Origin of the sequence: Paenibacillus sp. FSL K6-1217 (genome assembly GCF_045040735.1) — a bacterium.
Taxonomy (GTDB): Bacteria; Bacillota; Bacilli; order Paenibacillales; family Paenibacillaceae; genus Paenibacillus_AQ.
In genome coordinates, this window is record NZ_CP150271.1 from 5,061,562 (window position 1) to 5,077,034 (window position 15,473).

A 15,473-nucleotide genomic window follows, 5' to 3' on the forward strand; every position below is an offset into this window, starting at 1 on the left:
GTCTGCGCCGCATGTGAGATCTCCATTTCGTTCCGATTGATTCTACTCATTGTTACACTCTCCTTCATTATATGTGGATGTTCCCGCTGAATCAGCTCTGATTCTGCCCGGTAATATCAAAAGTCATTTGATAGGTAGACTCAGGCTCCCTCGTGATTATCGCTGAATCTATGAAATCCAGCCGCAGAGATTGCGGTTTATCCATCAAGAAATAGGTTTCTGTAAGCATCTTCATCTCATAATCTGTAACCGTAACAGATGCACTGCCTGTTTGCTGCGTATAGTCTCCCGTTCCTGTCTTGCTCCACCAGAGCAATGGAGAACCATACTTCTCATGGAAAGCTTTTATGAATTCAGTGTTTTTAAAAACCGGTTCATCGGAATAAAAAGTGGCTATTGTTGTGAGCGGTGTCAATTGTAGCTTCACTCTGATCTTGTGTCCGCCTACATCAAGCGTTTCCTGCGATTGGATCGTATATTTCTCTTGCTTCCAATAGCTTGCGCTCACATCGAAGGTGGTCTGGAGTGCCGGGGACTCCTGTATCTTAGTTCCGCTTGCTGCCTGTGAGCGCAACCGGAATTCAACCTTGATCTTTGAGGGCGGATTCGTCAAAGGCGTATCGAACCGAAGTCTGGCAGCCGTATATTTAATATGCTTCTCCGGGCTGCTAGTGCTGGTTATGGGGTGAGTCCGTCCATTAATCACCTTACCCGTCACCCCATCCGTAATGATGCATTCTACAAAACGAGGATCATCGGAGAATAGTGATCTTCCGCCGTCAACACTCGCCGTATAAAAAATAACCAATTGATGCCTGTCTGCCATGAAGCCCGTGACGTTGACCTTATAGCCGTCTTGGGCAACCTCCACATTCATCGGCTTCAGCAGATGATGCCGGTTCACATATTCCGTCTGTTGTACATTCATGTTCCGAAACGGCACCAGGGCCTCCCCTTGCTCCGTTGCCGGTTCTGCACGTTCCTCTCCCAGGACGCTTTCAGTAAGCGTGGCAGTGGAATTGGCCTTAGTACCCGTGGCGGCAGAGTCACTAGGCTCCCTTGAGGCTCCCGTGAGTGTCACAATGCTGAGCAGGGCGACCAGAATTACGGCCGTTGCGGAGATGCGGTAGGAGCCTTTGCGGAAAGATTGAATCATACTGATCCTTGTCCTGATCTGTTGCCGCTGCTGCGGATTGGAGAAATAGAGATGCCCCCTCCTCTCCCGGACTCGTGAGAAGCGCTTCAGGAACTCCACCAGAGTAAGCCCATAGTTGATAGCCTCCTCTTCTCCTAATACCTCCAGCACATAGGCGTCACAGGCGACCTCCCTATCAATCTTCATGTGCCGGATAGCCAGCCACATCAGGGGATTGAACCAATGTATCGTTGCGGCTAGACTCCCTAGCAGGTTCCACAGCATATCCCTCCGCTTGTAGTGGGCAAGCTCATGCGCGAGGATGTGCCGCAGCCGGGAAGCATCCAGTTCCCGCAGAGCTTGCTCCGGGACAAAAATCCATGGATGCAGGAATCCTGACAGATATGGGTTGTTAGCAGAACCTCCGGTATAGATAGGTATCGCTCTCCGTATTCCAAACTGGCGTCTGGTGGCAAGAACCACTTGAAGAATCTCCGGGGCATTCACCCTTCTAAGCCGTCTGCGCTCACGCTGCATCCGCCGTATGTACAGGAGTCCATTCAGCAGCATAAACGCAGCGCCCAGTAACCAGATCACGGTGCCTATCTTCATCCAGAGCGGATAGCCTGCGGCCCCCGCAGAGCTGCGGTTATCTGCTACAGCACCATCCTTCTGCCGGGCTGTGTCTGTCTGCCCCTGTACATCCAGAGCGGTGTTATTGACCGGATATGTAACCTGATCTCCCTCTCCCGGCGGAAGCTCCTGATACTCACCCTTAGAGGCCCCAGTGTCCACCCCCTTGTCCAGGACAGCTGTCAAGAAATGCTTACTATTGCCGAGAATATGCAACATGCTGACAGGGCTGTCCGGTACAGCAGGCAATAACAGCCTGGCAATGACAAGCAGCCACAGGAGGTAACGCACCCGGGCGTTGATGAACCTCCGCAGAACATATTGCAGGAACAACACAGCCAGAATCACCATGCTTGCCGCCAGTGTCTGTTCTGCGATACCGGCAAACCATCCGTAGATCATATTCATTCCTGCTTACCTGAGTTTCCGCTGGTGCCCTGCGACTTCTTCTCCCTCAGCAGCTGTTCGAGTTGTTCAATCTCCTGCTTGGACAGCTCCACATCCTCCAGGAAGCTGGTCACCATTAACTGGGTAGCTCCGCCGAATACGCGCTTCAGGAAGGAGCGGCTCTCGGCCCGGACACACTCATTCTCTGACACCAGCGGATAATACAGATAGCTCCGGCCGGATTTCTCATACGCTATCGCCTTCTTCTTAAGCAGCCGGGTGACGAAGGTGCGCACCGTCTGCTCGCTCCATTCCACAGATGCAGGCAGGAGCCGGGTGATTTGTTCCGAGGTGAGCGGATGATGTTCCCAGATAATCTTCATAATCTCCCATTCAGCTTCCGAAATCTTGGGGGTTGTACTCATCATAACAGCTCCATTCCATCGCGGCGTCATTAAATCTACAAGTGTAAATACAAGCTCTGTTCTATACATTACACTTGTAGATTGAATTTGTCAAATAACCCCACTTCGTGATGAAAGAACGCGAACCGGCACCCAACGCGGCCGTAACATAGCAAAAAGCACAAGCCAACGGCCTGTGCTTCCTGCTCTATGCGAACTTACTTACAGCCTACCTGTCCCTCAATTGCTGCCAACAATCCCGCCGCTTACAACCCCGCAATCAAAGCCTTAACGGAGCTGTCGCTCTCCAGCGCGCGGATAATCACGGCTACCGCTTCAGCGCGGGTCGCCTGGTTCCGTGGAGCGAACGCCGAGGGCGATACGCCCTTCACCAGATTCGCCGCAGCCGCCTTACGGATGGCATCAGCCGCCCAGTAGGTGCTGCTGACATCGGTGAAGCTTGCCGGGGTGCCGGTCTGAAGCACGCCGAGATCAAGCACACGGCCGATGATCGTGACCATCTCGGCACGGGTGATGGTCGCACCCGGCTTAAAGCTGCCGTCTGCATAGCCGGTTACGATGCCTTTGTCGGCCAGAGCACCGATATACCCAGCCGCCCAGTTGGAGGCCGTATCACGGAATGTTGAGGCTGCCGATGTGGTGCCCAGTCCGAAGGAACGGGCGATCATCGCCGCGAATTCGGCTCTGGTCACCGGTGCATCCGGGCGGAAGCTTCCGTCCGCATAGCCGCTGATGATCTGCAGCTTCACGGCTGTAGCGATGGTGCCGCTGCCCCAGTGGCCTGCGGTGTCCTTGAAGCTGCTGCTCTGATTCTTCGTGGCCGCAATGGCCTCAGTTACGGTCTTGTATACTGCTTCCCTGCTGACCACCCCGGATTGGAACGGATTGACACCGCTCTGTGGCTGTTGCTCCGGTTCAGGAGTTGTGCTGCCTCCGTTCGTTGGCACAGTGCCGGTGTTCCCTGGCACCGTTCCGGTATTTCCAGCCGGAGTCCCCGGCGTTCCGCCCGGATGGCCGCCGTCCGTACCCGGGTTCCCGCTGCTTGTCGTATCTGTAATACTAAGCGCAATCTGATTGCTCAGATACACAACCTGAGCATTATACATGCTTGGCATGCCCTCAATCTGGACCGCGGCGAATTGCCCGCTGCGCTGGCCCTCGCCATGTGTGATGAGCGGAATCAGGCCGCTGCCTGGAACGTAGCTGTTCGCGAAGTTCACCTTCAGCTTCCCGTCCGCCTTCACCGCTCCCTTAACCTCAAGCACATCGTCTGCTCCGGTAAGGTTCAGTACAAGCGTACCTTCGGAAGCTTGGGTGAGGCTGCCGCCGATTACCATTTTACCGTAGACATTCTCTACGACAGAACCACGGGTATTCGTCACGTTGCCGCTGCCGAAGGCGGTTGCCGAGTCTCCTTCCAGGACACCTGCGTTCACCTCGGTGCCGCCGGAATACGTGTTACTGCCCGCCAGCTTCAGCGTGCCTGTCCCTTCCTTGGTCAGTCCGCCGGTCCCGGAGATATCATTACGCCAGCGGTCTGCGGCATGGAAGCCGCCCTTCGCAGCATCCATGGCTACCGTTACATGCTCAGCGAATGCGCCGTACCCATCGGCAGCGGCGAACAGATTCAGCCGTCCCCAGCCTTCAGGATCATCCAACAGCGGATAGCCGGAGGGGAGTGCCGTTGTTACGAGAACGGCTCTGCGCTCATCCGCACTCAGATAAGGCAGGCGGGTCTCCAGTAAGACCTCCGCTCCCTTGGGCGCAACAGCAGGCTCAGTCGTGGAGTGAATCTGCGGGAAACCGTAGGTCAGCCGCTGCATATACCGGGCCTTATTCTTCGCATAGTCCGTGAACCGGTCTTCTGCGGTACCCGTCTGTGTAAGCAGCACTTCATGGGCCTGAGTGTAGGCCGCCTGCTTCAGTGCAGCATTATCCGGGTCATTCAGCGCTCCCGCTGCGAAGGCCATGGCCGTCACCCGTCCGCCCATAACATCGAGGGGCGAGTGCATCCCGGCTACGACCCGGTTGTTGCCCATTTCCGAGGCCCGGGCCATCAGCTCCTGGTAGCGCTCCGGTACGGCATACGCCAGTGCCAGCGCTGCCAGATAGGAAGCGTTGGTGTGGCCGCTCGGGAAGCCGCCGTCTGTCTCAGGCGTACTGCTTCTTGCCGGCATCAGCGTCGGCACGATGACGGAGGTATCCTTCCAGCGGAATGGACGCATGTAGCTGTAGAATTTCTTGGCCTGACTCGTTGAAGCATAATTGCCGCGGACGATTCCGATCAGGTCCACCATTTTACCGAGCTCAGAACTGGAATCACCGGCCTTGTTACTGTCATTGCCGTCATTGTATTTCACAGAAGTGGCATCCTCAGGGATGCTGTTAATGGTCGTGAAGGTTCCCGACATCGTACGGTAGACCTCCGACAACGGGCCCAGGCCGTCAGCCGCTCCATAGGTCTGGTTCCGCCGGTCATCGTAATACGCCGCCTGCTCCTCTGCCGGAGTGCGGGTGGCGGCCAGATCCGCTACATATTGAATGTTGTAATCCAGCACGCTGCTGTTCAGCTTCGTTCCGGTATCCCAGGTAGCGCCCGGTGTCCAGAGATCCAGGAAGCCGGAGAGAACGCCAATCGAGGGATTGGAATACACCGCCATATTCACAGGTGTGTTATTCTTATAAGTATCTACGAAATGCCCCCATGCTGGAGCAGCCGGCAGCGCGGCCCAGGAATCGCCCGTGGCCGCCTCTGCAGGATGTACCGCAATAGAATTCGAGAGGAGTACCAGACCTGCCGTAACAGACAACAGCTTTTTTTTCGACTTCAAGTTCAATGTGTCAGCCCCTATCTTGTTATTTTGATTGCCTGAATCGGACTCAATATAGCACCTGCCTCCTCCGCCGCTCAATAACACAATTTCGCAATTCTATGATTTTGGGAACAATTCAGCTTTTTTCCGGCCATTTAACATTGATTTAACATGAATCCCGAACAGATCTGTGAGGGGCTAGTGTATAATCCGCCTGGGAGGAGAATACATCTTGCGTAAATGGAACTCTGCCTTTGCCGCCCTAGCCGCTTCATACATCTCTGTTGTGTTAGTCATTGTCCTCTTACTCTGCTCTGCCTTCTATCTGTATTTCTCGAACCATTATAAGGAAGAGCTTCAGGGCCGCAACCGGCTCATCCTTGACAATACCGCCCGTACCCTTGAAGCTTCCGTGCTTCAGCGGGTCCAGCAGATCTATCTGGAAGTCTCACTGAACCAGCGGACTGCGCTCCGTATGCTGCCGGATGCTTCACTTCCAGCGAATCTCAGCAAGTTAAGCAGTCTCCAGGAGTCACTGAACATGCAGGTATCCAATCATTCGGACCTGATTCAGGCTGTACATCTGTATGCTCCCAGGCAGCATCTCCTGCTGTCCTCGCTATATGGGCTGAAATTCCGTGCGGACCAGCAGGCGGGGGCCGCCTACTGGATGGATTGGGTGAACGGCATGAACCTTAATTCCCGTAACAGCCTCTGGACAGAGGCCCGGTTCGTGCCGGACGATATCGTCTCCAGCATCCCCGGCGGCAGCGGCAGCCAGCTGATCACCTATGTGCATAGCTATCCGTTCCAATCTCCCGGAGCAGCCAGTGAGCTGCTGATTGCCATTGATCTGAAGGAGAGCGCGCTGCGCGCCATTCTGCAGAATATGATGCCTGCCCGCTATCAGAGCAGCTTCATTGCTACGCCCTCCGGGGGGATCTTGGCCGGCTCGAATCCAGATGCTGCGGCCCAGGCCGATACTTATGCTGCCAGTATCATGAATGCGCTAACTTCTCCTGAGACCTCCGGGAACATGAGCCAGGAGATCGGGGGCAGCACCTACGTCATCTCCTATCAGGACCTGCCCTCCACCGGGTGGAAGCTTTTCAGTGCAGCTCCGGCGAATCTGTTCTATGAGAAATGGCTCGTTGTCCAGAGGGTCATCCTCTCCCTGTGTCTGCTTGCTCTATTGGTAGGAATCTGTCTGTCCGGCATTCTGGCCAAATTGAACTACAGTCCGCTCAAAAGACTGCTTCGCACCATTAAGGACCTCTACGGGCCGGTGCCGGAGGTGCCCGGTCCAGCCCTTAACGAATTCGGAATCATTGACTCTGCCTTCCTCCGCCTGAATGACAAAGTCACCACACTGGAGGAGACGCTTGCGGCCAGCAGTCCGCATGTCCGGCAGAATATGATCCTGAATCTTCTTCAGGCCAGCCCTGCCCCGGGCAGCGTATCCGGAGATCCGGCATTCCTGGGACTCTCCCCGGAGCACCGCCATTACTGCTGCCTGCTCCTCAATACCCGGGGAGCGTGCGCCCGCATGAGTCTGAGCGGATTGCAGGCGGCCATGAGCGGGATGACCGGAGAGCTTGAGGCGATCCGGCTTCATGGAAGCCGCATTCTGGCCGAGGAGCTGCCGGACAAGCAGACGGTTGTCATTATCAGCGCGCGCGAAGCCTCCGGGACGCTGCTCGAACAGCTCTCGGAACGGATTACAGCAGCGGCGGAGCAGCAGTTTCAGCTGAATATTCAGCTCTCGCAGGGCTGCTGGGTGGATGCCGTCAGCCTTCTCCACACCAGCTACGCTGAAGCGCAGACTTTAATGAAGTATGCTTATTTTCTGCCTGAGAGCAGGGTCTTGAAAGACCGGGAACTGCTGAAGAAGGAGCAGAGTCTTGATGAAATTCCGCAGCCTGTGCTGATGAGGTTCAAGGATAAGCTGCAGACCCGTCAGCAGGATGAGACCCTGGCCGCGCTGGAGCAGCTGATATCCGTGATGCGGGAAGGCAGCTACCCGGCGGATTATTGTCACTTCGTTCTGGCGAATACCGTCTTTATGTACTCCGATTATCTCAAAAGCATCCGCTACACCCCTTCCGCTACCGGGCATCTGGATCTGTATAACGAATATATTGCCCTGCCGGATATCCGGCAGCTTGAGGAGTGGTTCGCCGCCTCCATCGCCACCTTCATTGCAGAGACGCAGAAGCGGAACAGTGAACGCGCAATCTCTACCATTGAAGCGGCCAAGGCCTACATCGGGGAGCATCTGTCAGAGGATTTATCGCTGGATGCCGTATCCGCCAAGGTCTTCATCAGTCCCAAGTATCTAAGCAAGCTGTTCAAGGAAGAGCTGGGGATCACCTACACCGACTATATTACCGGCATACGGATGGAAGAGGCCCGGCGGCTGATAGAGAACAACAACATGTCGATCGAACAAATTGCCGGCACGGTCGGTTATGCAACGACTCCGTATTTTATCAAGCGCTTCAAGGAGATCTACGGCTGTACGCCGGGGAATTATCTGCGAACCATGAATACACTGCCGCCGCAGGCGGAGATTAGTATGGGATAAGGAGCGTGCCCTATGTATAAAAGATTAGTACTCTTGCTGCTCCTGGGGCTGATCAGCGGCTGCAGCGGACAGCCTGCTTCACTCTCGCCGCCGATACAAGAGTCACAGGACACTCCGGCTTCTGCCGCTCCCGCCCCCTCTGCCCCGAAGCTCACAATCTCCTGGACCATGCATCAGAATCTGCCGGTTGCGGAGGATGCCGTCATGGTGCGGGAGCTGGAGCAGAAGTTCAAGGTTGATCTGGACTTCTGGAATCTGCCGAACAACAACTATGAATCCCTGCTCGATCTGAAGCTGGTGCAAGGCCGCATTCCCGACCTGTTCCGGGTCCGGCAGACCCAGGATCTGTTGAAGTACCAGCAGCAGGGCGTGCTCGCCCCAATTCCTGAGGAATTGCTGAACACCTACGCTCCCCATATTCTTAAGGCCATCCGCGAGCATGCACCGGCCTATCAGCAATATGGCCGCATTAACGGGTCCTATTATGGCATTCCGGTCATTAATCCTACCAATATCTATCGGGTCCCTGTGGTCTACCGGCAGGATTGGCTGGACAAGCTCGGCCTTAAGGTGCCGGACACACTGGCCGATTTCGAGAAGGTCATCTATGCCATTGCGAACCAGGACCCGGACGGCAACGGTATCCGCGATACCTACGGCTTGTCGCAGGAGGGGATGAATGTCGTCTTCGGCGCCTTCGGGCAGATGGTCTTCACGGACCAGCTCTACTTCAGCCGGAAGGATCAGGGGCTGGTCATTGGTGCTCTGGAGCCGGACATGCAGGAAGCACTGCGTCATCTCCGCACATGGTACCGGGACGGGGTTATCGATCCCGAGTTCATCACCGGGGAGAATAGCGGAGGCTACAAGCATCTGTCGCACGCCTTCATTAACGGGCGGATCGGCATGACCTCCATGGGCAATTATTATCACTGGACACAGGCAGGAGCTTATACGGACTGGAAACTGGATGACCAGAAGGCAGCCAGGCTGGTTCCGGTAGAAGCAATGTTTAACGTCAAGGAGTTAACCGTCAAGCAGCCGCAGGCCAAGATCGCTTTCGGGCGGCCGGTTAGCGGGCCGGACGGCAGACGCGGCTCCAAAGCCTACGATATGCTGATGAGCTTCACTACCATTGGCGCAGATGCCGCCCAGGAGCCGGGCAAGCTGGAGAAGATCCTCCAGCTGCTGGACTACGTCAGCGCCAATCCTGACCCCGATGAGGCAGCATCTCTGCAGTATGGTATTCAGGGGACACACTGGGACTGGGCCGGAACGGACAAGAAGGACATCATCCTGCTGCCGCCGTATAACCATATGTTCAGCTACCAGAATACAATTGGCGCGGGGATCGGCATGACTCTGCCTATCCTTCCTGCCGGCCGTAGCGAGCAGTGGGCGGCAACCTTGGGACTGGATCAAGACGGCATCTATAATGCCTTGGAGGTGGCTACTCCCTCTTTGATCAGGAACGGCCCTGGGCTTATTAAGCTAAGAGACCAGGCGTACATTGCCTTCATCACCGGGGAGCGCCCGCTGGAGGAATTCGGGGAGTTCGTGGAGGAGTTCCTGGCGGCAGGTGGAGCAGAGGTGCTGGAGGAAGCGAATGCGTCCTATAAGGAGCATGTGCCACACCACAACGGGGAGCCAAAACTAAAATAACCCCACACAGTGGGGCCGTAGCTTCGATGTATACTCAAGTCCTGTGCCGGTTGCGCGGATGATCGGCCAGCATGGAATCCAGTAAGCCCCGGACCGCAGGATGCGAGGACCGCAGCAACTGCTCCTTACTGTCGTTATATTCCACAATCTCGCCCTTATCCATGACCGCCAGCGCATCTGAGATCATACAGGCTGCCTTGATATCATGGGTGATGAACAGATAGGATAGGCCGAACGCAGCCCGAAGCTCACCCAGCAGCCGCAAAATATTCGCCTGGTTAATCATATCCAGGCTGCTGACCGCCTCATCCAGTACGATGAGCTTGGGCTTCAGCGCTATCGCCCTGGCGATATTAATGCGCTGCAGCTGCCCTCCACTGAACTGGAAGGGCTGCTTGTTCATATCTGCCGCGCTTAGTCCGACACACTCCAGCAGCTCAGAAACCTTCCGCTTCTGCTCCTGAACCGTTAAGGATTCATAATTGTGCAGCGGCTCCCCAATGATCTGCTCTGCGGTCATCCGGGGATTCACCGCAGAGTAACAGTCCTGGAATACCACCTGCAGATCCCGGCGGATGTTCCGGCGCGCCTGCGGGTTCAGATCATACAGATTCTGGCCCTGAAACAGCACTTGGCCCTCCCGGGGCTTCTCCAGCCCGAGGATAATCCGGCCCAGTGTGCTTTTACCCGCTCCGCTCGATCCCAGCAGCCCCAGGCAGGTCCCCTCTTCAATATGCAGCGACATGCGGGACAGAACATTGTCTTTCGCATAGGAACGTCCCCACAGCCGGGATGACGTATAGGCATGGGTAACGTCCCTGACCTCAAGCATGTATTCCGCCTCTGTTCCGGTCATAGACTGCCCCCTTGCTGCGGACTGAGCTGGAGCATGGGCCTAGCCGCGAGCAGCTCCCGGGTGTATTCATGCCGGGGATGGTCGAATAATTCGTATACATCGGCCGTCTCCACAATCCGCCCGTGCTGCATAACCGCTACCTCATCGGCCAGCTCTGCAATTACGCCAAGGTCATGGGAGATCAGCAGAATGGCAGTTCCATGCTCCTGCCGCACCCGGTCCAGTTGCCGCAGCACCTGGAGCTGATTCGTCACATCCAGAGCTGTGGTAGGCTCATCGGCAATGATCACGGATGGCTTCAGGCACATGGTTAGCGCCAGCATCACCCGCTGCAGCATCCCGCCGCTTAGCTCATACGGATACTTCCCCAGCAGCGATGCGGGATCGGGCAGATTCACATCGGCCATGGAGCGCAGCGCGCAGGCTTTTGCTTCTTTTTTACCCAGCTTAGTGTGTGTACGGATCGACTCCATAAACTGCACTCCTATGGTATACACCGGAGAGAAGGCCGTCATCGGATTCTGCATAATCAAGGCCATCTGGCTGCCGCGAATCCCGCGCATGTCCTTCTCCGGGAGTCCGTTCAGCTCACGTGTATGGAGCCGGATACTGCCTTCGATCACGCTCGTCTGCCGGTCCAGCATCTGCAGGAGCGCTAGCGACGTCACGGTTTTTCCGCTGCCGCTTCCCCCCACAAGACCCAGCACACGCCCCGGCTTCAGCTCCAGGTGAACATCCTCTACAAGGGGCAGATACCCTGTCTCTGTCTCCACGGATACCTTCAGGCCCTTCACCTGCAGCACCACTTCCGATTGTTCCATGATTCGCTCATTCCTTCTTTCAGGAGCCTCGTTTGATCCCATACCGTTCAGACAGGGCTTCGCCTAACAGATTAAACGAAGCTACAACCATGATAATCATCAGTCCCGGATAGAGCATCAGCTCCGGATGATTGCGGATGAAGGATTTCCCTTCGTTCAGCATCGCTCCCCATTCCGGTGTAGGAGCCTGGACGCCCAGACCTAGAAAGGACATTGCGGAGATATCCATAATCGCCCAGCCCATCTCAAGCGTACCAATCACCACAATGGAAGGCAGAATATTTGGAATGAGGTGCCTTCTCATGATCTGCCATGAGGAGGAGCCGCTGATCCGCGCTGCCGTAATGAAATTCCGCTCCTTCAAGCTGACAATCATATTGCGGAACATCCGGGCGAAGTACACCCATTGTACCAGCATCAGCGCAATGACCAGTTGAGACAGACCCGGCCCCAGAATCCCGACCAGACCGAAGACCAGGATCATACTGGGAAAAGACATGATTCCATCGCACAACCGCATCAGCACAGCATCCAGCCACCCGCCGATGTACCCCGAGACCACTCCGAGGAATAGCCCTACCCCCAAGGAAGCGGCAAAAATCAGGGAGGCAACGCCCAGGGATATCCGGGTTCCATACAATAGTCTGGATAGATTGTCCCGGCCAAGCTGGTCTGTCCCCAGAAGATATTCCCATGAGGGCGGACTGAGCTTCACCGCCAGGTTCACCCGTATCGGGTCATGCGGTGAAATCCACGGAGCCAATAGCCCGGCAAGACCAAAAAGGATCAAGAGGCTGCCGCATATAACGATTACCCTCCTGCCTTTGAACCCGCTCTTGAAGTAGCTCATCCTTAGGTGGTCCTCCCTTTGCGCGCGATTCGCGGGTCAAGGAACAGCTGGAGCAGATCGGCGGCCAGGTTGCTCATGACGATCACACAGACAGAGAGCAGGACATAGCATTGAATCACCGGAAGATCACGGTTAATGATCGCTTCAATGAAGTAACGTCCGAATCCCGGCCAGGAAAATACCTGCTCCACGATAATCGCTCCTGTCAGCAGCTTCCCCAGATTGATCCCCAGTCCCGTAATAAGCGGCGCGATGGCGATTCTCAGCACGTATTTATACAGAATGACACGTTCCTTGATCCCTCTCGCCCGGGCATAACGGACATAGGCCTCCTTCAGCTCTTCCAGGACGGTTGTCCGCAGCAGGCGGGCGTAGATGGCAATGAGCCAGAGCGCCAGAGTAATCGAAGGAAGAATCAGGTGCTGCACGGACCCTCTGCCTTCCACAGGCAGCCATTCCAGCTTGACTGAGAGAAAGAACATCAGCAGATAGCCGATCCAGAAGACCGGAACACAGGCACCAATATATGCAAACACCCGGATCATGTGATCCACCAGCCGGTTTTTGTAGATCGCCGATAACACCCCGAGCGGGATGCTCACCACCAGTGCCAGCACGATGCTGGCGGAGGCAAGCTGGAGGGTTGCGGGCAGCTTCTGTGCAACTTCCTCCCATACGGGCAGATTGGACATGTAGGAATGACCGAAATCCAGTCGCACAAGCCGGACGACAGACTGGGCATATTGCGCCAGCAGCGGCTGATCCAGCCCGAATTCATGCCGCTTGGCGGCCAGCACTTCATCATCCGGCTGGATATGGGCTGCAGCCAGATAGGCCTCAGCCGGGTCCACCGGCCCCACCCGGACCATCATGAACATCAGCAGCGAGGAGAACAGAATGATGGGAATGATAGATAGAACTCTTTTCCCGATATAAATTCCCACTTAGAACCCTCCCGAAAGACTGCTACTTCTTCTCAATTCCACGAAGTGGATATTCATCCCGGTTGGACGGGAACGTGAAGCCCGCTACTTCATTCCGGTACACTGCAATCTGCTTGATATAAGAGATCGGAAGGATCGACGACTGTTCCTGCAGCGTAGTAAGAACAGAGCCGAACAGCTCAGTACGTGCTGTATCATCTGTTGTGGCCATGCCTGCCTTGATCTTCTTGTCAATCTCAGCCTTCATCGGCAAGGCAGCCAGAGTATCCGAGACCCCGTAGCCCGGTTGTGCAACGGCCGTCATGAAGGAATGCGGGTCATACGGCGCACCGAAGGTGGAGTAGAAATTCATATCGAACTCGTTGGCTTTTCTCCGCTGGATGTAGACAGTCAGCTCCACACCGGTAATCTTCAGATTCACGCCAATCGCCGACCATTCGGCCTGCAGGGTCTCCGCCATTGCTTTCATGGTCAGATCGGCCTTGTCATACATCAGCTCCAGCTCAAGCGGCTGCCCGTCCTTCTCCCGCACGCCTGCACCTGCAGGCAGCTTCCAGCCCGCCTCGTCCAGAAGCGCATTCGCTTGCTCCACATCATACTTCACAGGGCTCACCTGAATATTGGCGTAAGGCAAATTAGGTGGCAGGATATAGTCCGCCTTCTCCTCCAGTCCCAGCGTTACCCCTTCTACCATCGCTTCCTTGTTGTAGCCCATGCTAAGTGCCTGGCGAACCTTAAGATCAGCCAGCTTCGCATTCATGGTATTCAGCACCAGATTGCGGGTTGCGACCGGCTCAGACAGCTGAGTGACGTACTTCCCGGTGTTCTCAAGCTCTTTGTAGGCGTCATAGCTGATCAGGCCTTCGCCGTACATCAGGTCCACATCCCCTTTTTCAAAAGACAGCACACGGGTCTGCGCATCGGGAATCACCTTCACTACCACCTTATCCACCCTTGGCTTCTCGCCCCAATAATAAGGATTGGGTGTGAATGCTGCCCACTCATCCTTCTTATACTCAGCCAGGACCCAGGGGCCGGTTCCAATAGGGCTGCTCACGCCTTTGGACGTATCGCCATCCTCCGGGAAGCCCGCCTCGCCAAGGAAGCGTACAGGCCGCACAACCGCTAGATCATACAGTGCCGGATAATAAGACTCCTTCAGCGTGAGCCGGAACGTAGTATCATCCAGCACCTCTGTCTTCTCAATCAGCGGGATCACTCCCAGCCACGTATGCATCTTCTTATTATGTAAGACGGCATCCATATTCTTCTTCACCAGCTGGGCGGTAAAAGCCGTTCCGTCCGAGAATTTGACATTGCTGCGTATCTTGAACGTGTATACCTTGCCCTCGGGCGATAGCGTCCAGGACTCGGCCAGCGCAGGAACAATCTTCCCATCCTGATAACTGACAAGCGGCTCATAGATCATTGATTGAGCTAACAACTGCGAGGGATTATACACATGCGGATTCATCGAACCGATATCCCGGGGCCACGCCATCGTGATCGTCTTGGCGTTCTGCTCTCCCCCGGCGCTTGATGAATTTACTGTATTGTTCGTTGAACAGCCTGTAACTACCATAGAAATAGCTAATAATATGAGCAAGCCATGGATCAGCCTTTTACTCTTAGTTGCAAACATAGCGTTGACTTCCTCTTTTCTAATCGAGAATGATTATCATTATAAATTAAAATATTACTGTACCCGACACAATTTTGTCAATGGTAACGCTTGTCATACCTATATCTGTATAATCAAACAAAAACCACTCCAGAACGCTGGAGCGGCAGTTATATATACATTATATGAAGGTGAAAGGTATTCTAGTGGCAAGGGTCTTATTGTAGCCCTGCCTGACACTCCTGCCATTCTAAGCTAACCCTGCTCCTGCGTCTCTTCTTCCGGTTCCCCGAACCCCTCACCCGGCCCGGGCCCTTCGTAAGCCTGTAATACCGAATTCAGCAGCCCGGGGAACCGCTCTTCCAAATCTTCCGCCCGCAGGGACAGAATCCGCTGTGTACCCTGCACACGCGTATGAATTACACCCGCTTCACGCAGCGTCCGGGCATGGTGGGTCAGCGTGGACTTGGCAATCGGCACCTTGAAGCTGTTGCAGGCCTGCGGGCCGTGGTTACAGATCTCCGACACTACATATAGACGGATGGGGTCGCTAAGCGCATATAAGACCGAGGCGAGCTGAATGTCCTTGCGGTCCGGATGATGGAGCTGCTTCATGAATAAGACTCCTTCAGAGTATAGAATAGTACTGCATTTCTCGATCATTTCCTAATTGCATTTTACATTAGCGCATGCTATATTTCAATAGTTCGCAAGTAATCGAACTATACAATAACATAATGAA

At 55.1% G+C, this 15,473-nt stretch carries 11 protein-coding genes; 2 read left to right on the plus strand and 9 right to left on the minus strand.

Annotation, left to right across the window (positions count from 1 at the left end; all coding sequences use genetic code 11):
- Positions 1–91: 91 nt before the first annotated feature.
- The 3 genes from MHH28_RS22350 to MHH28_RS22360 form a co-directional block, all read right to left on the minus strand.
- Positions 92–2,170, minus strand: a complete 2,079-nt coding sequence (locus MHH28_RS22350) for a M56 family metallopeptidase (RefSeq protein WP_405105677.1) — start codon at positions 2,168–2,170, stop codon at positions 92–94.
- A 2-nt stretch (positions 2,171–2,172) separates the two neighbouring features.
- Positions 2,173–2,580 (minus strand): BlaI/MecI/CopY family transcriptional regulator, encoded by a 408-nt coding sequence (locus MHH28_RS22355; RefSeq protein ID WP_209987532.1) that lies wholly within the window; start codon positions 2,578–2,580, stop codon positions 2,173–2,175.
- 245 nt (positions 2,581–2,825) lie between these two features.
- Complete coding sequence (locus tag MHH28_RS22360) at positions 2,826–5,411, minus strand: S-layer homology domain-containing protein (protein WP_405105679.1); 2,586 nt, start codon at positions 5,409–5,411, stop codon at positions 2,826–2,828.
- Between the two features lie 214 nt (positions 5,412–5,625).
- On the opposite strand from MHH28_RS22360, the gene MHH28_RS22365 reads away from it, so the two are divergent.
- Both MHH28_RS22365 and MHH28_RS22370 read left to right on the plus strand, forming a co-directional pair.
- The gene (locus MHH28_RS22365) at positions 5,626–7,977 is read left to right on the plus strand and encodes an AraC family transcriptional regulator (protein ID WP_405105681.1); all 2,352 of its coding nucleotides are present in this window, start codon (positions 5,626–5,628) and stop codon (positions 7,975–7,977) included.
- A 12-nt stretch (positions 7,978–7,989) separates the two neighbouring features.
- The gene (locus MHH28_RS22370) at positions 7,990–9,639 is read left to right on the plus strand and encodes an extracellular solute-binding protein (protein WP_405105683.1); all 1,650 of its coding nucleotides are present in this window, start codon (positions 7,990–7,992) and stop codon (positions 9,637–9,639) included.
- A 34-nt stretch (positions 9,640–9,673) separates the two neighbouring features.
- Here the strand turns inward: MHH28_RS22370 and nikE are convergent, their stop codons facing one another.
- The 6 genes from nikE to MHH28_RS22400 form a co-directional block, all read right to left on the minus strand.
- Positions 9,674–10,471: a nickel import ATP-binding protein NikE gene (gene nikE, locus MHH28_RS22375; protein ID WP_405117210.1), complete on the minus strand. Its 798-nt coding sequence runs from the start codon at positions 10,469–10,471 to the stop codon at positions 9,674–9,676.
- A gap of 20 nt (positions 10,472–10,491) precedes the next feature.
- Positions 10,492–11,316, minus strand: a complete 825-nt coding sequence (locus tag MHH28_RS22380) for an ABC transporter ATP-binding protein (RefSeq protein WP_405105685.1) — start codon at positions 11,314–11,316, stop codon at positions 10,492–10,494.
- A 19-nt stretch (positions 11,317–11,335) separates the two neighbouring features.
- Positions 11,336–12,166 carry a nickel ABC transporter permease subunit NikC gene (nikC, locus tag MHH28_RS22385; protein WP_405105687.1) on the minus strand — a complete coding sequence of 277 codons (831 nt, stop codon included), beginning with the start codon at positions 12,164–12,166 and terminating at the stop codon, positions 11,336–11,338.
- A 2-nt stretch (positions 12,167–12,168) separates the two neighbouring features.
- On the minus strand, positions 12,169–13,110 hold the full coding sequence (gene nikB / locus MHH28_RS22390; protein ID WP_405105689.1) for a nickel ABC transporter permease: 942 nt from the start codon (positions 13,108–13,110) through the stop codon (positions 12,169–12,171).
- A 22-nt stretch (positions 13,111–13,132) separates the two neighbouring features.
- Positions 13,133–14,752 carry a nickel ABC transporter substrate-binding protein gene (nikA, locus tag MHH28_RS22395; RefSeq protein ID WP_405105691.1) on the minus strand — a complete coding sequence of 540 codons (1,620 nt, stop codon included), beginning with the start codon at positions 14,750–14,752 and terminating at the stop codon, positions 13,133–13,135.
- A gap of 234 nt (positions 14,753–14,986) precedes the next feature.
- Positions 14,987–15,346: an ArsR/SmtB family transcription factor gene (locus MHH28_RS22400; RefSeq protein ID WP_405105693.1), complete on the minus strand. Its 360-nt coding sequence runs from the start codon at positions 15,344–15,346 to the stop codon at positions 14,987–14,989.
- Positions 15,347–15,473: the final 127 nt, after the last annotated feature.

What these genes read in the sequence shown, in the direction of transcription:
- MHH28_RS22350 (WP_405105677.1), bottom strand. Translation starts at nt 2,170, where the DNA reads ATGATCTACGGATGGTTTGCCGGTATCGCAGAACAGACACTGGCGGCA.
- MHH28_RS22355 (WP_209987532.1), bottom strand. Translation starts at nt 2,580, where the DNA reads ATGAGTACAACCCCCAAGATTTCGGAAGCTGAATGGGAGATTATGAAG.
- MHH28_RS22370 (WP_405105683.1), top strand. Translation starts at nt 7,990, where the DNA reads ATGTATAAAAGATTAGTACTCTTGCTGCTCCTGGGGCTGATCAGCGGC.
- nikE (WP_405117210.1), bottom strand. Translation starts at nt 10,471, where the DNA reads ATGCTTGAGGTCAGGGACGTTACCCATGCCTATACGTCATCCCGGCTG.
- MHH28_RS22380 (WP_405105685.1), bottom strand. Translation starts at nt 11,316, where the DNA reads ATGGAACAATCGGAAGTGGTGCTGCAGGTGAAGGGCCTGAAGGTATCC.
- nikC (WP_405105687.1), bottom strand. Translation starts at nt 12,166, where the DNA reads ATGAGCTACTTCAAGAGCGGGTTCAAAGGCAGGAGGGTAATCGTTATA.
- nikA (WP_405105691.1), bottom strand. Translation starts at nt 14,752, where the DNA reads ATGTTTGCAACTAAGAGTAAAAGGCTGATCCATGGCTTGCTCATATTA.
- MHH28_RS22400 (WP_405105693.1), bottom strand. Translation starts at nt 15,346, where the DNA reads ATGAAGCAGCTCCATCATCCGGACCGCAAGGACATTCAGCTCGCCTCG.